This window comes from Paenibacillus sp. MMO-58, assembly GCF_037146255.1.
Taxonomy (GTDB): Bacteria; Bacillota; Bacilli; order Paenibacillales; family Paenibacillaceae; genus Pristimantibacillus.
The window spans coordinates 448,899-468,253 of record NZ_JBBCVY010000005.1 but is presented as its reverse complement, the minus strand read 5'-3'; the positions used below and the strand labels follow the sequence as shown (position 1 = coordinate 468,253).

Below are 19,355 nucleotides of genomic sequence, written 5' to 3'. Positions count from 1 at the left end.
TTTGACTTATGATTTACGCTTATGATTTACGCTTTTGCTTTCAGCGTCTTCGCAAGCGCATCCGCTGTTTTCCAAATGTCGCCTGCACCCATCGTAATAACAAGATCGCCTGGAGCAACCTTGGCGGTCAAATGCTCCAATACCTCTTCTTTCGTCGGGATATAAGACGTGTTCGCATTGCTGTTTGTCTTAATCATCTCAACCAGCTTCCGGGAATGAACCCCTTCAATCTGCTGTTCGCCTGCCGGCGAGTAGATATCCGTAATGATAACCTCATCAGCCTCCGGGAATGCCCGGCTGAACTGCTCCAGCAGGAAGAAGGTGCGCGTGTAGCGCTGAGGCTGGAATACCGCAATAATACGCTTACCCGTTGCTTTTGCTGCGCTTATCGTTGCCTGAATCTCCGTCGGATGATGGGCGTAGTCGTCAATGACCAGAATGTCATTCACTTCGCCAAGCACCTGGAAACGGCGTTTCGCGCCGATAAATTCGTGAATGGCTTCAGCGACCTTATCGAATGAAAGCCCTGCCTCGAGACAGGTAATGACCGTTGCCATTGCGTTGTACACATTATGACGGCCCGGAACGGATAATTCGAGGGTGCCAAGCGTCGTACCGCGATGCGTCATTTCAAACGATACCTTGCGGTCGCCAAGGCTGATATTTTCCGCTTTATACTCGGCATCGCTGTCGATACCGTAAGTAATCAGCTTCGAGGCTGTGTCCGCATCAAGCTTCGGAAGCAGCTCGGTGATCGTCTCATCGTCCGCGCATACAATCGCCTTGCCGTCTGTCTTCACCTGGGACAGGAATTTGACATACGCTGCTTTCAGCTTGCCGAAATCACCGTCGTAGTTCTCCAGATGGTCAGGCTCAATATTAGTTACAATAGCAATGCTTGGGTGATACTGCAAGAATGAACCGTCGCTTTCATCCGCTTCCGCAACGACGTATTCGCCTTTGCCGGCTTTTGCGTTCGTTCCCACATTGACGATCTCGCCGCCGATAATATAAGTTGGATCGGCATCGCACTTTTCCATAACAAGCGCGATCATGGAGGAAGTAGTCGTCTTCCCATGCGCTCCGGCTACGGCCACGCCTTTGCCGGCATTCATGAGCCGCGCAAGCATTTGCGCACGGTGAAGCACCGGAATATTCAGCTCCTCCGCTGCCATCCGCTCCACGTTGTCTTTCGAGAGCGCTGTCGAATAAACGACAAGATCGGCGCCTTTGACGTGCTCCGCCTCATGGCCGATATAGATTTGCGCGCCTTTCGCCGCAAGCTTCTCCGTCAATTCCTGACGAGCTACATCGGAACCGGTAATTTTATATCCCATTTCTAGCATAACGCGGGCGATTGCGCTCATGCCGTAACCGCCGATTCCGATGAAATGAACATGTTCTGCCGTATTCAAAGACGGTTCACCAACCTTTTTCAGAATCCGAGTTGTACAATATGCGGGAGCGAACGTCACCTATCAAATAAAGCGTACCAGTCACAACCCCAAGGTCTGTTTCCCCGGTTAATTGTTGCAATTTGCGAAGGCCTTCGCGCCAATCCTTCTCCACGATAAGCTCAAAGGAAGACTCCGCAGGCTTCACATCGCGGACAAGATCGGCGAGAAGTTCCGCATCAAACTTGCTGCGAAAATCAGGCTCGGTCACGATAAGCGTATCCACTATTGGTAGTATATGCTTTAGAACATCCCGATGATTCTTATTCTCTACCATCGCCATCATGACATGAAGACGGTCATACCGGTAAGTCGAGCGAAGCGCCTGCACAAGCGATTCGGCGCCTTCCGGATTATGCGCTCCGTCAATCAAAATGCGCGGCGAACGGGATACCATTTCGAGACGTCCCGGCCATTTCGCCTCGCGCAGCCCGTCTGCGAGCGCGTCGTCTTCTACGATCAATGCGTAATATTGACGAAGCACTTCAAGCGTCATGACCGCAACGGCGGCATTCGTCCGCTGATGCGCGCCATTAAGCGTAATCGTGAGCGGTTCAATCGAACGGAACATGCCTTCGAAACGGAAGGTTTGCTCATCCTCTTCGCTGGACATTTCCTTGATGTTGAACTGCTCGCCTAACAGATACAGCGTACTCTTCTTCTCCGTAGCTGTCCGCTTCACAACCTCAACGACTTCAGGCTGATCCACTGCGCTTACTACCGGAACGCCAGCTTTAATAATGCCGGCTTTCTCGGAGGCTACGGCCTCAAGCGTGTTGCCAAGCCGGTCCATATGGTCATGGCCGACATTCGTAATGACGGAGATGATAGGCGTAACGATATTCGTAACGTCCATTCTTCCGCCGAGCCCTGTTTCCCAAACGACGTAATCCGGATAAGTAACGGTCGCATAGAACAGAATGGCAAGAGCCGTAGATACTTCGAACATCGTAGGCGAGCCGAACTCCGTCTCTGCCAGTTCCTCTACATGCGGCTTAAGCACATTGGCCAGACGAAGGAGAGTCTCTTCCTCAATATCCTGGCCGTTATATTGGAACCGGTTTGTGAACTTCGTAATATAAGGCGAAGTAAATGTCCCTACATCATATCCGCATTTCATCAATACGCTTGTTAAGTACGCGCAGGTTGAACCTTTGCCGTTAGTACCCGCAATATGAATAAATTTGAGCCTGCGGTGAGGGTTATTCAGTCTCTCCAGCAGCTGCTCAATACGGTCAAGACCCGGGCGGATTCCGAACGGAATAAGCCCGTTGATCCAATCGACCGCTTCCTTATAGGAACGAAGCATGCCGCTTCGTTCCGTTTCCGTTCCGTTTTCGATCATCGTAAACGTCCTTCTTCCATCAGATCATTAGCTGCGCAGCTCTTCGATACGCGCAAGAACCTTATCGCGTTTGCTTGCGTAGTCCGCCATTTTGGCGCGTTCTTCTTCAATGACTTTTGCCGGAGCCTTCGCAACGAAACCTTCGTTACCAAGCTTTTTCTCTACGCGCTCCACTTCGGAGCTCAGTGTTGCCAGCTCTTTCTCGAGACGGGCGATCTCCTGCGAGATATCGATCAGGCCCGCAAGAGGCAGGTAAAGCTCCGCACCGGTTACGATTGCCGTCATTGCTTTATCCGGAGCTGCCAGGCCAAGACCGGTCTCAAACGACGAAGTACCGCAGAAACGTCTGATAAATTCTTCGTTGCGGCTCACAATCGCCGCCTCCGCTTCGCCGGAAGGCTTAATCATCAGCTCAACCTTCTTGCTCATCGGTACATTCACTTCCGCGCGAACGTTACGAACCGCACGGATAATGTCCATGAGAAGCTCCATCTCTTTTACCGCTTCAGGCGCTTCAAGAGCTTCGTCGTATACCGGCCATGCGGCTACGGTAATCGACTCGCCTTCATGCGGCAGATGCTGCCAGATCTCTTCGCTGATGTAAGGCATAAACGGATGAATCAGGCGCTGCGTACGGTCAAGCACATAGGCCAGTACCGACTGCGTCGCGCGTTTTGCCTGCTCGTCAGTGCCGTACAGATTAAGCTTGGCAAATTCGATGTACCAGTCGCACAGATCGTCCCAGATGAAGTTGTACAAAATACGGCCGGTTTCGCCGAACTCGTAACTGTCGATCAGACGGGTCGCTTCGCGCACCGTTTCGTTCAGACGATGCAGAATCCAGCGCTCAGCCGTACCGAGATTGCTCTTAATATCGATATCGGAAGCCGTAAAGCCTTCAAGGTTCATCAGAGCGAAACGGGATGCGTTCCAAATCTTGTTCGCAAAGTTGCGGGCCTGCTCGACCTTCTCGATCCGGAAGCGCAGATCCTGACCCGGCGTGCTGCTTGTCGAGATCATGTAACGCATCGCATCGGCACCGTAGTTCTCGATTACATCAAGCGGGTCAACGCCGTTGCCAAGCGATTTGGACATTTTGCGTCCTTCCGCGTCGCGAACGAGACCATGCATCAGTACGTCCTTGAACGGAATTTGATCCGTGAATTCAAGGGCGGTAAAGATCATGCGCGCAACCCAGAAATAAACGATGTCATAACCCGTTACAAGAACATCCGTCGGGTAGTAACGTTTGAAGTCTTCCGTTTCTTCCGGCCAGCCGAGCGTGGAGAACGGCCAGAGCCCCGAGCTGAACCAGGTATCCAGAACGTCTTCGTCCTGGCGAAGCGATGTGCTGCCGCAAGCCGCGCAGGCTGTTACGTCCTCGCGGGCAACATGCATCTCGCCGCAGGACTCGCAGTACCATGCCGGAATGCGATGACCCCACCACAGTTGGCGGGAAATACACCAATCGCGGACATTTTCGATCCAGTTCAAATAAATTTTCTCGAAGCGGTCCGGTACAAAATTAACGCCGTTGCCGGATTTTTGCGCTTCGATCGCGCGTTCAGCCAGCGGCTTCATCGCTACGAACCATTGCGTCGACAAATACGGCTCAACAACCGCACCGCTGCGCTCGCTGTGGCCAACCTGATGCACGTGGTCCTCGATGCGGATGCAAACGCCTTGCTCCTGCAGATCCTTCACCAGCTTCTTGCGGCAGTCCGCACGGTCGAGACCTTGATAAGGACCCGCATGCTCGTTCATGGTGCCAGTCTCATCCATGACGATGATTTGCGGTAGGTCATGGCGCAGGCCAACCTCGAAATCATTCGGGTCATGCGCTGGCGTAATTTTTACCGCGCCGGATCCAAAATCCTTCTCTACGTATTCGTCGGCAATAATCGGAATTTCGCGGCCAACTACCGGCAGTACGATCATTTGGCCAATCAGATGCTTGTAACGCTCGTCTTCCGGATGGACCGCTACGGCCGTATCGCCAAGCATCGTCTCCGGACGCGTTGTTGCTACGGTAATATAACCGCTGCCGTTCTTGAGCGGATATTGGAGATGGTACAGATGGCCGTTCAGCTCTTTGTACTCTACTTCAATATCGGACAAAGCCGTGCGGGCAGCCGGGTCCCAGTTAATAATCTTTTTGCCGCGGTAGATAAGGCCCTTCTCATGCAAACGGACGAATACTTCGCGTACCGCTTTGGACAAACCCTCGTCCAATGTAAAACGTTCGCGGGAATAGTCCAGAGACAGTCCCATTTTGCCCCATTGCTCGCGAATCGTGCCCGCATAAAGCTCTTTCCAGTCCCACACCTGCTCCAGGAATTTCTCGCGGCCAAGGTCGTAGCGGCTCAGTCCCTGCTCGCGCAGCTTCTGTTCTACCTTGGTTTGAGTAGCAATACCCGCATGGTCGGTGCCAGGCAGCCACAGCGTGTCGAAGCCCTGCATCCGTTTGGTGCGGATAATGATATCTTGAAGGGTGAAATCGAGCGCATGCCCGATATGAAGCATCCCCGTAACGTTTGGCGGCGGAATTACGATCGTAAAAGGCTTTGCTTCCGGGCGCTGGCCCGCCTTGAAAAATTGACCCTGCTGCCAGAAGTCGTACCATTTCTGCTCAGCTGCCTTCGGATCATAAGTCGTCGGCATTGTTGTCTTGTCTGACATCTTTACATCCTCCTAAAATGAATTGCCAAACTAGGTTGTTCATCAACCGTTTGTGGTGATTCATACTTCGAAAGCATAAACCAAATGAATTGCCAAACTAGGTTGTTCATCAACCGTTTGTGGTGATTCATACTTCGAAAGCATTACCATTCCTGTCATTGCATGGATAGAAATACAAAAAAACCTTCCGCCCTTATAGCAAAGGACGAAAGGTTATCTTCCGTGGTACCACCTTTGTTCCGCACCCCTGAAAAGCAAGCACGGCACTCAAACAGATAACGGCTGCGGCCGGCTTGAAATAACGGATGAACCCGCTTCATTCAAGCAACTCCGGGGCGACAAGCGAAGCAGTAAATTCCTGCGGTACCTTTCAGCGTTACAGTCCCGCTCTCTGAAGGCTTGGCTGCTTACTCTTCCCCTTCAACGTCAATATATGTTGAAAAAAATCAGATATAGCATATTTTATCCAAGATGTCCCCGAAAGTCAACTTGCGTCTACGCCTAATTAGTGACCCATCATCATTGGCATATCGGCTTTTTCCGCGCTTGCGCCTTCCGCGCGTTTCGGTTTCGACAGCAGGAAACCTACCAATGTACCTACAACACCAACAATCGTTAGGATCAGGAATGTGTCTCCATAAGAAGCAGAAGCAACATGGGATGCAATAGCCGGTGTAATATCAGCAGGATTCTTAATTCCTTCCGCAGCCATATAATGCTCGGTGCGTCTAGCGAGAATCGTCGCAAGACCCGCTACCGCAAAGGAGGTCATTACCTGCTGGGCTGCACTTGTAAGCGAAGTTACGCGGCCAACCAGTTCAGGAGGTGCTGCTTGAATAATATGCGTATTAAGCGGCATCATCGAGAGGCCCATACCCGCTCCGAGTAAAATGAGCGGAAGAATATAAGTGCCTACCGTTGCATCGGCTGAAATGTTAGAGAGCAAGAATGCGCCAATCGTAACAATCCCAAGACCGCTCATAACAAGCGGACGGGCTCCAATCTTATCAAAGAGCTTCCCGCCGATCGGCATAAAGATCGCAGCAGCTAGCGCTTGCGGCAGCAGGATCAAGCCAGTATCAAGAGCGGAGTAGCCTTTAGCTGTTTGCAGGAACAACGGGAACAAGAACAAGGTGCCAAAGAGTGCAATTTGAGATACCCACTGAACAATGATACCTTTGGAGAAATCCGCAGACTTGAATACACGAAGTTCCAACAAAGGCTGCTTACGGTTCAATTCAACAATAATAAAGATAATGAGCGAAATGCCGCCAACAATTAGACCGGTCAAAGTTTTGGTAGAGCCCCAGTCCGTACCGCCTTCGCTGACGCCGTACGCTAGGCCTGCAAAGGCAAGCGGCGCAAAGATCATACCAAGTAGATCAAGCTGCGGAACGGATTGGCGTGCCAATGCCGGCAGTGTACGAAGACCAAGGAGTACGGCTACCGCCCCAACAGGGATATTGATAATAAAAATCCAATGCCAAGTTACATAATCAACGAGCCAGCCGGCAAGTACCGGACCAAGAGCAGGTGCGAGCAGCATCGGAATACCGATCATACCCATTACTGCGCCTTGTTTGCCCGGAGGGCTTAAGCGATAAGTAAACGCCATTGCAATCGGGGCAACCATACCGCCGCCCAGTCCTTGAATAATACGATAAATAATCAATTGCTCGGCAGTTGTCGCAAAAGCGCACAAAGCAGAGCCGATTGTGAACAATACGATCGAAGTAAGGTAAATCTGCTTCGCTCCGAAACGGTCGGACAACCATCCAGCCAGCGGAATAACAGCAGCTTGCGCCAATGCATAACCGGTAACGGTCCATTGTACAAGTGACAGCGATGCCCCGCCAAAGTCCTCACGCAATTTCGGAATTGCCACATTCATGGCTGTACCGTCAAGAATTACCATGAACATCCCCACAATGATAGCCAGAAGCGGCACCATAATGGATTTAATAGACATGGAGCTGTTTGTTGCATTTGCTTCAGTCATTATATTTCTCTCCTCCTAAATATCTTTCTCTATATATCTTTCTTGCAAAACTGCTGACGCCTTGACCTCTTCATGATCCAGCAGTAAAATGGGTAAGGCGTAAAACGACTGCGGACAATTGTCCGCTAACGTATGATACCGGACAATTGTCCGGTTGTCAATACAGCCTTGCTTTATTTATTTTTTGTTAAATTGGAGGGTGCTCGCATGAACGATAAAAAGAAGGACTCGCAAGAGGTAAGCAAGATGATCCTGCAAGCCGCCAGGTCCCTTTTCGCCGAACACGGTGTTGAAGCCGTCAGCATGCACCAGATTGCTAAATCAATTCAGATTGGACAAGGCACGTTGTACAGGCGTTATGCGAATAAATCCGACTTATGCATGGACTTAATGAATGATACCTTCGAGAGTCTGATGGAGGAAATCCGCCAGCTGCTCGAGCCGCTCGCCGATAAGCCTGTTCATGACAGACTGACGGCTGTTTTCCGTCGTCTGCTCTACTTTTCTAATGATCAGCTGGAATGGCTGAATGTGATTAAGGTCAGCAGACCTTGCAAGCCGGATGATATGGATTTCTTTGAAAGTCCGAGCTACAGGAAATTAAACCATTTGTTTTTGTCTCTCCTCCGGGAGGCACAGAGCAAGGACGAGATTATTGCACTCGTCCCCGAGTTTACGGCCCATATGATGATTAGTGCCATGGCTCCCGAATCTCTTATCTATTATTCGAAAGTGCTGGGCTATTCGATCGAACAGATTGCGGACAACTTCTGCATCACCATGCTTGATCCGCTGTTTAAATCTAATTAAAAAAGCTCCACCGTCAGCCCCGGGAGGGCTAACGGAGGAGCTTTTTTAATTATGGGATATAAAGCAGCTGACCCTCCGCAACGGAGGATTCGTTCAAGCCGTTATACAGCAGAATTTCACGGGGATTCAGGCTGTATCTGACTGCAATCGACTCCAGAGTCTCATCTCTTTGCACGATGCAGACACGGATTTTGCGGAACTCATTCTCCTCCGATTGCTTGCCAAGGAAAAGTGTTTTCCACTCGATATCGTCACCGGATGAGCGGTTTTTTGCCTGTTCGGCCTGTTTGGCTGCGACCTCGTCTGCAGCGGCCTGGCGGGCTGCCTGCTCCCGCTTGCTCGTCTGCAGCAACGTCATCAGTCCGACGTTTGGCGCCTGTTCCGGATTTTGTTCCGGCTGCTTGCTGCCTACGCCTATCCGGATCTCCTGTTTCTCGTTGTCCGGCACGCGGGGAGCCTCGGGCTGCGCCTGCCATTCCGCTTCGCCGGCCGATTCTCCGCCAAAGGATGCAAAAGCCTCCTCGTTAGGTTCATCGGCTTGCCCGGCAACCGACTCTTCCTGCCAGTCCTCTTCGCTTTCTTGCTCGAAATCGTAAGTATCTTCCCTCTTCGAAGGCGGAGGAGCCTGTGGAGGAACCATTGGCTGATAGAACGAAGCATTCTGTTGATTTACAGGTTGATAGGACTGCGGGTCAGGCTGGCTCACAGGCTGATTGACCGGCTGGCTCGATTGGAACCACTGCGAAGCAGACCAGCCGCTGTCCCTCGGCGAAGCCGAGATCGTGACGGAAGCATCCGCTTCGTCTATCTCTTCTTCCTGCTCCTCTTCTTCGAATGCCTCGAAGCTTTCTTCTTCCTCTTCTTCCTCAAACTCTTCTTCCTGTGCTCTTTGCGTTCCCGGCAGCTGGCCTGCATAGCCTGTAAAATAAGGCTGCTGGGTCACGGACTGCCATGTTTCCTGAGGCTGGGCCTCAATGTCCGATTGCGCCTCTGCCTCGAAATCGGATTCCTCATTCGAAGCCTCGCGCTCATGCACGACCGTTATCGGCTCCTCCCGCCATGCCTCTTCCGCATCGGGAAGCGGTTCAACGAGTATACCTCTAAGCGATAACACGCCGGTCACGTTAAGCGTCCGCGCGGATAATAAATCTACGTCAAAATTATCGATTTCTACCGAAATGTCGTCAAGCCGAGATACCCGGTTGAGCGGCAGCGTAATTTCGACCGGAATCCAGTGCTCCAGCGTCTGCAGGCTTCCTCCGTCCGATTGGCCGCGATACACGCCGTTTAAGAGCAGCTGCCCTTTCAGCACAGCATGATCACCCTGCTCAATCACCTGAATACGCGGGGATAGCTCAATTTCCTCCAATTCGTCAATCGCCGCTACCTCATCCGGCAAATGAATACGCTCATACAAATCAAATCGCAAGCCTTTGGATTGATCTGTCACGCGATATCCTCCCTCCCAATACCATAAATGAAAAGCAAATGCCTAAAGCTTGGGCTAAAGTTACATTCACTACTATCTATATGGCGCGGAAATAAGGCGCATGACTATCAATTTGTCCGTGCGCCTAGCTTGTCAAGAAGATTCGCAAGCCATTCGGGCTCCGCCGCGGCCGCTTCTACTGAATCACCCGTCCATGGATGAGGAAAAAGCAGCCGTTCGCCATGGAGTGCCTGATGCTGCAGCAGCCTCGTATCCCCGCCGTATAGCTTGTCGCCAAGCAAGGGATGGCCAAGATGGCTCATATGCACGCGAATTTGATGGGTTCTGCCGGTTTCCAGCTGCAAACGGACAAGAGTAGCATCCGAAAAAACGCGAATGGTTTCATAGTGGGTAATCGCCAAATCGCCGCCAGGCGTTACGCGCCTTCTTGAAGAATGATGACGGTCTTTGCCGATGGGGGCATTAATCGTACCGAAAGGCTTTTTCACCTTCCCCTGGACAACCGCAAGATAACGCCGGTCAATGCGTTTCTCGCGCATGGCTTCATCCAGCACCCATTGGGCAAGATCATTTTTCGAATACAGCACCGGACCGGACGTATCGTCATCCAGGCGGTGGATATGCCGCACGGGGAGCGGATCGCCTTGCTCAAGCAGCCATCGCGCTGCCGCTTCATCCAGTGTACCGGTCTGACCGGCATGGGACTCGTGAACCGGCATACCCGCCGGCTTGTTAAGTACAAGGCAGAAGTCATCCTCGTAGAGGACCTCTGTTGCCTGTTCCAGCAAGGAATGGCCGCTGCTGCTCTTTGCTTTGCGGTATAACGGATCCGAGACGGGGGCTATCGGCGGGAAGGCCAGGAGGCGAATTCTCTCTCCCTCCCAACCGATACCGCCAACCGAGAACAGACGGTTAATCCATTTTGCCGGAAATAAAGAACAGGCCAGCAGCCATTGCCGCACAAGATGCGGATGACTGCCGGCCTCCGGAATGGAAAGCTGCTCCGTTTGCTGCCCGGAAGCCGAATCCTTGCCTGTCGTCTCCCCGGCCAAATCCGTCGGCAGAAGCGACAGCCATTGCCCCTCGCGTCGATAAGGACGTTTATGCATGGATATCGAACCTTCCTGTTCTACGTTTTATAAGCTTGCAAGCGCCTGATCATGGACGGCAATCGTTGCGTCGATATCTTCGTCCGAATGGACGGCGGATACGAACATGCCTTCAAACTGCGAAGGAGCAATACTTACGCCCAGATCAAGCACAGCAGAAAAGTATGCTCTGAATTGTTCAAGATTAGAGGTCTTGGCGGTCTCGAAGTTAATGACATGCGTATCCGTGAAGAACGGGCATACCATCGAACCAACCCGGTTAATCGTTGTTGCAATGCCATGCTTAGCGGCATTTTTCTCAAAGCCGAGCTGCAGACGGACTGCTTGACGCTCCAGCAGCTCGTAAGTTTCTTTCGTCAGCAGCTTCAACGTTGTATAGCCGGCTGCCATCGCAAGCGGATTGCCGGACAAGGTCCCCGCTTGATAGATCGGACCGCTTGGCGCGATCATTTCCATGATCTCGCGTTTGCCGCCGTAAGCGCCGACAGGCAGGCCGCCGCCGATGACTTTGCCGAAGCAGGTCAAGTCCGGCGTAACGCCGTACAGACCTTGCGCACAGCTGTAATTGACGCGGAAGCCGGTCATGACTTCGTCAAAGATGAGCAGGCTGCCGTATTGCTCCGTCAGCTCGCGGAGCCCCTGCAGGAAGCCCGGCAGCGGGGGGACAACTCCCATATTTCCCGCTACGGGCTCGACAATAATGCAGGCAATCTCTTCGCCGAATTTTTCGAAGGCAAGCCTCACCGATTCCAGATCGTTATAAGGAACGGTAATCGTTTGGGAGGCCACGCCTTCCGGAACGCCTGGGCTGTCAGGCAGGCCAAGCGTTGCTACGCCGGAACCGGCTTTAATAAGCAGGCTGTCGGCATGTCCATGATAGGAGCCTTCAAATTTCAAAATTTTGCTGCGCTTCGTATAACCGCGCGCAAGACGCAGCGCACTCATCGTCGCTTCCGTACCGGAGTTAACCATACGGACGATATCAACGGAAGGAACGCGTTCAACGACCAGCTCGGCCATCAGCGTCTCCAGCTCGGTTGGTGCGCCAAAGCTTGTTCCTTTTTCCGCGGTTTTCTTAATCGCTTCGATAACTTCGGGATGGGCATGCCCCATGATGAGCGGTCCCCAGGAACCTACGTAGTCAATGTAGCTGTTGCCATCGATATCATAAACACGGCTGCCTTTGCCGTGATCCATATAGACGGGGTTAAGACCTACGGATTTGAAAGCACGTACCGGGCTGTTCACTCCGCCGGGAAGCACTTGCTTCGCACGGGCGAAAGCCTCTCTCGAACGGTCGTCGCGTCTGTTGCCAATCGTTTTGCTCATCCCTCGTTACTCTCCTCTCAGCCAGCGCGAAGCATCCTTCGCATGGTAAGTAATGATCAGATCCGCACCGGCGCGCTTCATGCTGATCAGCTTCTCAAGCACGATCGCCTTTTCGTCAATCCAACCGTTGGCCGCAGCGGCTTTCACCATGGCATACTCACCGCTTACGTTGTAAGCGACGATCGGGAGATCAAAGCTGTCGCGAAGCTGGCGAACGATATCGAGGTAAGAAAGGGCAGGCTTGACCATCAGCATATCCGCGCCTTCGAGCACGTCGGAATCCGCTTCGCGCAAAGCTTCACGGGCGTTAGCCGGGTCCATCTGGTACGTTTTGCGGTCGCCGAACTGCGGCGCGGACTTCGCTGCGTCCCGGAAAGGTCCGTAGAAGGCGGAAGCGTATTTAACGGAATACGACAAAATCGGAACATGGCTGAAGCCCGCTTCATCAAGTCCTTCGCGGATAGCCGATACAAAACCGTCCATCATGTTCGATGGAGCAATCACGTCCGCACCCGCTTCCGCCTGGGAAACGGCTGTACGAACGAGCAGCGACAACGAAGGATCGTTATCCACAACCGCCGTTCCCGTAGCTTCATCCAAATGCACCATGCCGCAATGTCCGTGATCGGTAAATTGGCAGAGACAAGTATCCGCCATAACGATCAGCTCAGGCGCCCATTTCTTGATCAGGCGCGTAGCTTCCTGTACGATACCGTTCGGATCATAGGCCGAAGTACCTTCAGCATCCTTATGGTCGGGCAGACCGAAGAGCATAATCGCTTGAATGCCAAGGGAAGTAATCTCGCGGATCTCCGCTTCCAGAAGATCAAGGGAGAAGCGGTATACACCCGGCATCGAGCTGATCTCTTCCTTGATGTTCGTTCCGTATTTCACGTAGATGGGGTATATAAAATCATTCGCCGTCAGAACGGTTTCGCGTACGATATTGCGCATAGCGGCCGATTGACGCAATCTGCGGTGTCTCACAATGGGAAATGCCATTTCAAATTCCTCCTTTAATTCCTGCTGGCGATGGGTATGCGATAATTGCCGATAATCAAGACGGATCTGCCTTCGAACGTTTGGTTATCTGATGTTGAACCAGCGCTTCAACCAAAGCTTCGATTGTAGCATCCTCCGGTTCAATCGTTACGGAGAGTCCGGCTTCGGAAGCCGTCTTCGAGGTTACGGGGCCAATGCTGGCCACATCGATGCCTGCCAGCTGCGCCACCGGATCCTCGAATCCGTTCCTGCGAAGCACCTCAAGCAAATTCGTTACCGTCGAAGAGCTGGTGAACGTAATCGCATGAATCTCCCGGTTGCGGATCCATTCAAACGCCTGCTCATCCTGCGAATCCGCAATCACCGTCTCGTAGACATCCAGCTCAACCGGGACAAGTCCCTTAGCCTTCAGCTCACGCGGCAAAATCTCGCGCGCGAGATCGCCTCGCGGAAGAAGAACTTTCTCCCCGGGTTTCAGCTGGCCTTCCAGCTGTTCGATTAGTCCTTCCGCCTGAAACTTGGCCGGCAGTTGATTCGCAATCAAGCCACGCTTCCGCAGAGCTTCCGCGGTCCGGGGACCAACTGCCGCAATACGGGCAGCATGGAAGCGCCGGATATCCACGTTAAACCGATCCAGCCAGTTGAAGAAATACTCCACCCCGTTCACGCTCGTAAACATGATCCAATTATAGGAAGCTGCATCCGCAAGAGCAGTACGAATCGCTTCGACAGCAGCAGCCTCCCGGGGCTCGCGCGTCTCAATCACCGGCAGCTCGCAAGGCTCGCCGCCAAGCTCTTCAATCCTGTCGGCCAGGTCGCTGGCTTGGGCCCTAGCCCGCGTGACAAGCACGCGTACGCCAAAGAGCGGCTTTTGCTCGTACCATTTCAGCTTGTCCCGCTGCAGAACTACATCGCCAACAACAATAACCGCCGGCGGCTGGAAGTTCGCCTCTTTCACGATCCGTTCAATCGACTCCAGCGTGCCGACAATCGTCTGCTGCTCCACGCGGGTCCCCCAGCGGATAAGGGCAACCGGCGTTGTTGCCGGCTTGCCGTGACGGATAAGCTGCTCGGCGATATAACCAATCTTGGCTACGCCCATCAAGAAAATAAGGGTGCCCGTCGCATTGGTCACCTTGTCCCAATGGATGGAGCGGTCGAGTTTCTCCGGACTCTCATGCCCCGTAACAATGGATAAGGAAGAAGCCAGGTCCCTGTGAGTCACCGGAATACCGGCATAAGCGGGCACCGCGATTGCCGACGTAATGCCCGGAACAATCTCGAACGAAACGCCATTCTCCTGCAGCAATTCCGCTTCTTCGCCGACACGGCCGAAGATCGTTGGATCCCCGCCTTTCAGTCTTGTTACCGTATGCCCTTCCAAAGCCAGATCAACAAGCAGCTGGTTGATCTCTTCCTGCTTCATCGTATGGCGGTCCGGAAGTTTGCCGACGTAAATTTTACGGGCCCCTTCCTTCATATATCTCAGCAGCCTTGGGCTCGCCAGGCGGTCATAAACAACAACGTCGCTTCGTCTCAGACATTCGAGTCCGCGAACCGTAATAAGCTTTGGGTCTCCCGGTCCGGCGCCTACGAGATAGACAACTCCTTTATTCATCACGTTATCCCCCGTATTCCGCCAATATGCGATCCGCACCTCTTGCTGTCAATGCCGCCGCAACATCGCGGCCCAGCTGCTCCGGATCGGTTCCCTTCCGGATTTCCTTCAGCATCACTTCTCCGTCAGGAGAGCCAACCATGCCGGTTAGCGTAAGCTCCGCGTTATCGAAGCTGTCTTCCCCAGCCTTCTTGTGCACCACGGCAAAAGCGCCGATCGGAACCTGGCACCCGCCGTTTAGCGCGCCCAGGAAGCTTCTCTCCGCGCGAACGGACAGCGAGGTTTCCGTGTCATTCAGCAAATCGAGTAGCTGGCGTACGCCAGCGTCGTCCGTACGGCACTCAATGCCAAGCGCCCCTTGTCCAACTGCCGGGATCGACAGCTCAACGGGGATAAACGCCGAGATCCGGTCCTGCCAGCCCATGCGGGTAAGACCTGCTGCAGCCAGTACAACCGCGTCAAAGCCTTCCGTCTCAAGCTTCCGGATCCTCGAATCGATATTGCCGCGGATGGAATCAAGCTCAAGATCCGGACGTATATTTTTAAGCTGGCTGGAGCGGCGCAGACTGCTTGTTCCGACACGCGCGCCGGCCGGCAGATCATCAAGCGAGCTCCCCTGCTTCATAATCAGGCAATCGCGAGGATCAACCCGTTTCGGAGTTGCGCCATTCATCAGTCCTTCCGGCAGCTCATAAGGCATATCCTTCATGCTGTGGACAGCCATGTCGATCTCGCCGTCAAGAAGGGCTTGCTCGATCTCTTTTACAAACAAGCCTTTTCCGCCAACCTTGGACAACGTGACATCCAGAATACGGTCACCCTTCGTCACGATTTTCCGAATTTCAAAATGGTAACCAAACCCGTGTCTCTCGCTGATGCGCTTCAACTCGTCAATGACTTGCCCCGTCTGCGTCAGCGCAAGCGCGCTCTGGCGTGTCCCTACCACGATTGTACGCGGTCCATTATCATGAGCTCCCATTATTGTCTTCCTCCCGTCGTCAATCCAAGGGCCTCTTTGCCCGAAGTCGTTCTACCCAAGCTTTCAGCTCAATGTCCGCATGATCCCGGAGCGGCACCTCTTCGGCGGCTAGCCTTAGAAGTGTTTCCCTCTCGCCAGGTTCAGAGACATCAGCCTTCACATAATCGCGCAGCCGTCTGAGCTGCTCCACGCTATATCCGTATTCTTCGCCGTATTGCCTTTCCAGCTCCCGTTTAAGCTTTGCAGAAAGGGCCGGACTTGCACCTGTTGCAGAGACGGCAATCAGCAGATCTCCGCGGCGTATAACCGAAGGGTTCAGAAACCCTCTTCCGGCTGCCTCATCAACCGTATTAACCAAAGCACCGGCCCGCCTGCCGTCATCCGCGATTCGTCGGTTAAGCCCGGAATCATCCGTTGCGGCAAACAGCAGGCGGGCATCTGTCGCATCTTCCGGCTCATAGGTCCGGCATTGCCACTGAAGAGATCCGCGTGCAACAAGCTCCTGCAGCCGGGCAGTAATCTGCGGACTGACAAGAATGACCGTATCCGCTCCCGCTTCCATTAGGCCTAACGCCTTGCGCTCGGCAATCCGTCCGCCGCCTATGATGACGCAGCGTTCGCCGCGAAGCTGAAGCATTACCGGGTAGTAGCCGTTCATGCGCATCCCCTCTTTTAGTGAAACGTCGACAAATAACTGGATAACAGATTAATAATCAACATAACAAATGCAATCAGATGAAGTCTTGCAAGCTGCGTGCCGGGCCGCCTTAGCATCGCCCTTTGAATGATATAATTGACGTAAAAGATCAAAGTCGCAAACGAGGTCAGCACCTTCCAGTCAAGCAGCAGCTGCGGGCGTCCTTCCGCAAGCAGCACGGTAACCGCAACCGATAAGGACATCGCAAGCAGCGGCACCCCGATTATAATCGCCCTATCCGAGAAACGTTCGATCCTATCGAGGCTTGGCAGCCTCCGCGTGAACGGGGTCCATCTTTTCCCTTTCAGCTGCTTGTGCAGGAACAGGTACATCCCCGCGAAGATGGATCCAATCGTAAGCGATGCATAAGCGCATAGCACCAAACTAATATGTACAAGGAGCAAGTCGCGCATCGCCTGCGAAACTCCAAACTGCTCATCCATTCCAGGCCGGCTGTACAAGTTAAGAGCCAGCACGGAGAAGCTGATGATGTTGACCAGAAAGACGAGAAACTCGATTTTGAAAAACTGGCTGATAACCAGGGATATCGTAACTAGCAGCCACGAAAAGCCTAGCCAATATTCAAAGGATGAAATTGCCGTTATCTCGAAATGGGTCACGAGCCGGCTCACCAGAATGACGGTTTGCAATATCCATACAAAAATAAGGAGCCCTGTTCCAATCCGCTTCGCTCTCCGGTTCGCATCCATGAAATCGGAGAAGTAAAACAGAAGGCTCAGGGCGTAAATATAAAGTATCGCGTCGTAAAGCCACTTTTGCGTAAAAAACATAAGCTTCCACCTTGCCGCCCTTCGCGATTATTCGGGTAGCGCGCTTTTATCGAAGGATGGACGCCAGTGCCGAAGCTGCCGGACGTGCAGGCATCGTTTTCTTTTTCGCTGCAGACGCCGTGTCTGCTTCAGCTTGTTTCGACTGGGCCAGCTCATCTTCAAGCGCAAACAACTTAACGAACATATCCATTGCTTCCTCGGAATGTTTCTCCCCGGCCATTTCTTTAATCCGCAGGATCGGATCTTGCATCATCTGGTTCACAATGCTCTTCGTCAGCTTGCGGATTACCTTCAGTTCATGCTCGTCCAGATCCGGCAGCTTGTTCGTCAGGCTGTTAAGCGTCTCTTCATGAATGTGGGCAGCCTTTGTCTGGAGCGCACGGATTAAAGGAACAACGCCAAGCGTCTTGTACCATTGCTCGAACTGCTCCGACTCTTGTTCAATCATCGTTTCGATCTTCTCCGCTTCCTTCCGGCGCTGCTCGAGATTGCTCGCTACAATACCTTCCAAATCGTCAATGTCGTACAGGAACACGTTCTCGACCGCGGCAATTCCCGGATCGAGGTCGCGCGGAACGGCGATATCGATCATGAACAAAGGCTTCGACTTCCGGCGCTTCATCGCCTCGGCTACCGCTTGGCGTTCCAGCACATAACCGTCCGCTCCCGTAGAGCTGATCACAATGTCCGCTTCGTGAAGCTTGCTTGCCGCGTCTTCCATCGAGCAGGCAATGCCGTTAAACTTCTCTGCCAGCTGGGTCGCGCGCTCGTACGTCCGGTTCACCACAATAACGCGGTCAGCGCCGTTCGCGTACAAATGCTTCGCCGTAAGCTCGCCAGTCTCGCCGGCGCCGATGACCATAACCGTCTTCTTGCTGAACTGGCCAAAAATCCGCTTTCCAAGCTCAACAGCCGCATAGCTGACCGATACCGCCGATTCTCCAATCGTTGTCTCCGAATGAGCACGCTTGGCCATCGTAACCGCTTGTTTGAACAGCATGTTGAACAGGGTGCCTGTCGACTTCTGCTGCTGCGCAAGCGCAAAAGCATCCTTTACTTGTCCCAGAATTTGCGTCTCGCCGATCACCATCGAATCAAGCCCGCTTGTTACCCGGAATAGATGCTCGATAGCCCTGTCATCCTCATGCATATATAAATGGCTAGTGAACTGCTCTCTAGGCAGCTTGAACCACTGCTCCATAAAGCTGCGGATATAATGCCCGCATAGATGGTGTCTGTCCACTACCGCATACAGCTCGGTACGATTGCAGGTCGCAACAATGACACATTCCATAATGCTGCTCGTGTTCATCAGCTGTTTCAATGCTTCCGGCAATTCTTTCTCGGCAATCGCAAACCGTTCTCTTACTTCAACGGGAGCCGTCCGGTAGTTCAAGCCGACTACGATAATGTGCATGCGCGTTCACCTGCCTTTCTTCAAAATTAACTTTAGAATGATTATAACATAGTTCGACAAGCCGTACGGCTTCATATTGGCTTCATTTATGAATAATGTTTGAAAACCCTCATTGCCATTATTCCCTGTTTATGCAAAGAAAATAACCATGGACCGAGGTCTATGGTTATCTCTATATCTTTTCAATTTAAAAGCTTAAACAAGCTCAACTTGTTGCATTTTTGGTTCTTCTACTTTCAACTCGCCCATGCCGCGAACAAGCTTCTTAGCATGAGTAGTCGTTGGCTTCAGTACAGCGATCATGTAGTCAATCGCAAGCTGTGGATCCACAGTTTCACCGCATGTGTAGCAGTCGAGAGCGGCGAATCCCTTCTCAGGATACGTATGAATCGAGAGATGACTCTCCGACAGCAATACAAGTACTGTTGCTCCTTGAGGCTCAAATTGTTTCGATTGCACCGATAATACGGTAGCGCCGCATGCTTCAGCAGCCTCCACCATTTGGGCTTGCAAAAATTCAGCGTTGTTCAGCAGATCAAAGTCTACTCCCCAAGTATCAACAGCAACGTGTCTTCCGAAAGTTGAATATTCCATCTTCCGGTTCCCCCTTCCTAGGAATAAAATGTTTAAAAAAATTTCATCCGCTAGGACCTACGTCATTCACTTCCCGAGGGAA

General features: G+C 52.6%; 15 protein-coding genes and 1 other annotated feature. Of the genes, 1 reads left to right on the top strand and 14 read right to left on the bottom strand.

The annotated features are described in order from the left end of the window. Positions 1–26: 26 nt before the first annotated feature. From murC to WFJ73_RS18145, 4 genes are all read right to left on the bottom strand, one after another. Positions 27–1,415 (bottom strand): UDP-N-acetylmuramate--L-alanine ligase, encoded by a 1,389-nt coding sequence (gene murC, locus WFJ73_RS18160; protein ID WP_336774400.1) that lies wholly within the window; start codon positions 1,413–1,415, stop codon positions 27–29. A gap of 7 nt (positions 1,416–1,422) precedes the next feature. Next, positions 1,423–2,799, bottom strand: a complete 1,377-nt coding sequence (locus WFJ73_RS18155) for a bifunctional folylpolyglutamate synthase/dihydrofolate synthase (protein ID WP_336774399.1) — start codon at positions 2,797–2,799, stop codon at positions 1,423–1,425. A gap of 27 nt (positions 2,800–2,826) precedes the next feature. Further along, positions 2,827–5,478 carry a valine--tRNA ligase gene (locus tag WFJ73_RS18150; RefSeq protein ID WP_336774398.1) on the bottom strand — a complete coding sequence of 884 codons (2,652 nt, stop codon included), beginning with the start codon at positions 5,476–5,478 and terminating at the stop codon, positions 2,827–2,829. Between the two features lie 198 nt (positions 5,479–5,676). Then, positions 5,677–5,911: a binding site (T-box leader), on the bottom strand. Positions 5,912–5,983: 72 nt separating this feature from the next. Then, on the bottom strand, positions 5,984–7,477 hold the full coding sequence (locus tag WFJ73_RS18145) for an MDR family MFS transporter (RefSeq protein ID WP_336774397.1): 1,494 nt from the start codon (positions 7,475–7,477) through the stop codon (positions 5,984–5,986). A 207-nt stretch (positions 7,478–7,684) separates the two neighbouring features. On the opposite strand from WFJ73_RS18145, the gene WFJ73_RS18140 reads away from it, so the two are divergent. Further along, positions 7,685–8,287 carry a TetR/AcrR family transcriptional regulator gene (locus tag WFJ73_RS18140; RefSeq protein ID WP_336774396.1) on the top strand — a complete coding sequence of 201 codons (603 nt, stop codon included), beginning with the start codon at positions 7,685–7,687 and terminating at the stop codon, positions 8,285–8,287. A gap of 49 nt (positions 8,288–8,336) precedes the next feature. On the opposite strand, the gene WFJ73_RS18135 is transcribed toward WFJ73_RS18140, so the two are convergent. From WFJ73_RS18135 to speD, 10 genes are all read right to left on the bottom strand, one after another. Then, positions 8,337–9,737, bottom strand: a complete 1,401-nt coding sequence (locus tag WFJ73_RS18135; RefSeq protein ID WP_336774395.1) for a LysM peptidoglycan-binding domain-containing protein — start codon at positions 9,735–9,737, stop codon at positions 8,337–8,339. A 107-nt stretch (positions 9,738–9,844) separates the two neighbouring features. Beyond that, the gene (locus WFJ73_RS18130) at positions 9,845–10,846 is read right to left on the bottom strand and encodes an RluA family pseudouridine synthase (protein ID WP_336774394.1); all 1,002 of its coding nucleotides are present in this window, start codon (positions 10,844–10,846) and stop codon (positions 9,845–9,847) included. A gap of 27 nt (positions 10,847–10,873) precedes the next feature. After that, positions 10,874–12,175, bottom strand: a complete 1,302-nt coding sequence (gene hemL, locus WFJ73_RS18125; protein WP_336774393.1) for a glutamate-1-semialdehyde 2,1-aminomutase — start codon at positions 12,173–12,175, stop codon at positions 10,874–10,876. Positions 12,176–12,181: 6 nt separating this feature from the next. Next, the gene (hemB, locus tag WFJ73_RS18120) at positions 12,182–13,177 is read right to left on the bottom strand and encodes a porphobilinogen synthase (RefSeq protein ID WP_336774392.1); all 996 of its coding nucleotides are present in this window, start codon (positions 13,175–13,177) and stop codon (positions 12,182–12,184) included. A 55-nt stretch (positions 13,178–13,232) separates the two neighbouring features. Further along, positions 13,233–14,795, bottom strand: coding sequence for a uroporphyrinogen-III C-methyltransferase (gene cobA / locus WFJ73_RS18115; protein ID WP_336774391.1), 1,563 nt, complete (start codon positions 14,793–14,795; stop codon positions 13,233–13,235). A 4-nt stretch (positions 14,796–14,799) separates the two neighbouring features. Then, positions 14,800–15,774 (bottom strand): hydroxymethylbilane synthase, encoded by a 975-nt coding sequence (hemC, locus tag WFJ73_RS18110; RefSeq protein WP_336774390.1) that lies wholly within the window; start codon positions 15,772–15,774, stop codon positions 14,800–14,802. A 19-nt stretch (positions 15,775–15,793) separates the two neighbouring features. After that, a complete protein-coding gene (locus tag WFJ73_RS18105; protein ID WP_336774389.1) occupies positions 15,794–16,432 on the bottom strand; it encodes a precorrin-2 dehydrogenase/sirohydrochlorin ferrochelatase family protein in 639 nt (212 codons plus the stop codon). A gap of 14 nt (positions 16,433–16,446) precedes the next feature. Next, positions 16,447–17,262: a cytochrome c biogenesis protein CcsA gene (ccsA, locus tag WFJ73_RS18100; protein ID WP_015846000.1), complete on the bottom strand. Its 816-nt coding sequence runs from the start codon at positions 17,260–17,262 to the stop codon at positions 16,447–16,449. A 46-nt stretch (positions 17,263–17,308) separates the two neighbouring features. Beyond that, entirely contained in the window at positions 17,309–18,679 is a 1,371-nt protein-coding gene (gene hemA / locus WFJ73_RS18095) for a glutamyl-tRNA reductase (RefSeq protein WP_336774388.1), read from the bottom strand. A gap of 195 nt (positions 18,680–18,874) precedes the next feature. Continuing rightward, positions 18,875–19,273 (bottom strand): adenosylmethionine decarboxylase, encoded by a 399-nt coding sequence (speD, locus tag WFJ73_RS18090; RefSeq protein ID WP_015846002.1) that lies wholly within the window; start codon positions 19,271–19,273, stop codon positions 18,875–18,877. Positions 19,274–19,355 lie beyond the last annotated feature (82 nt).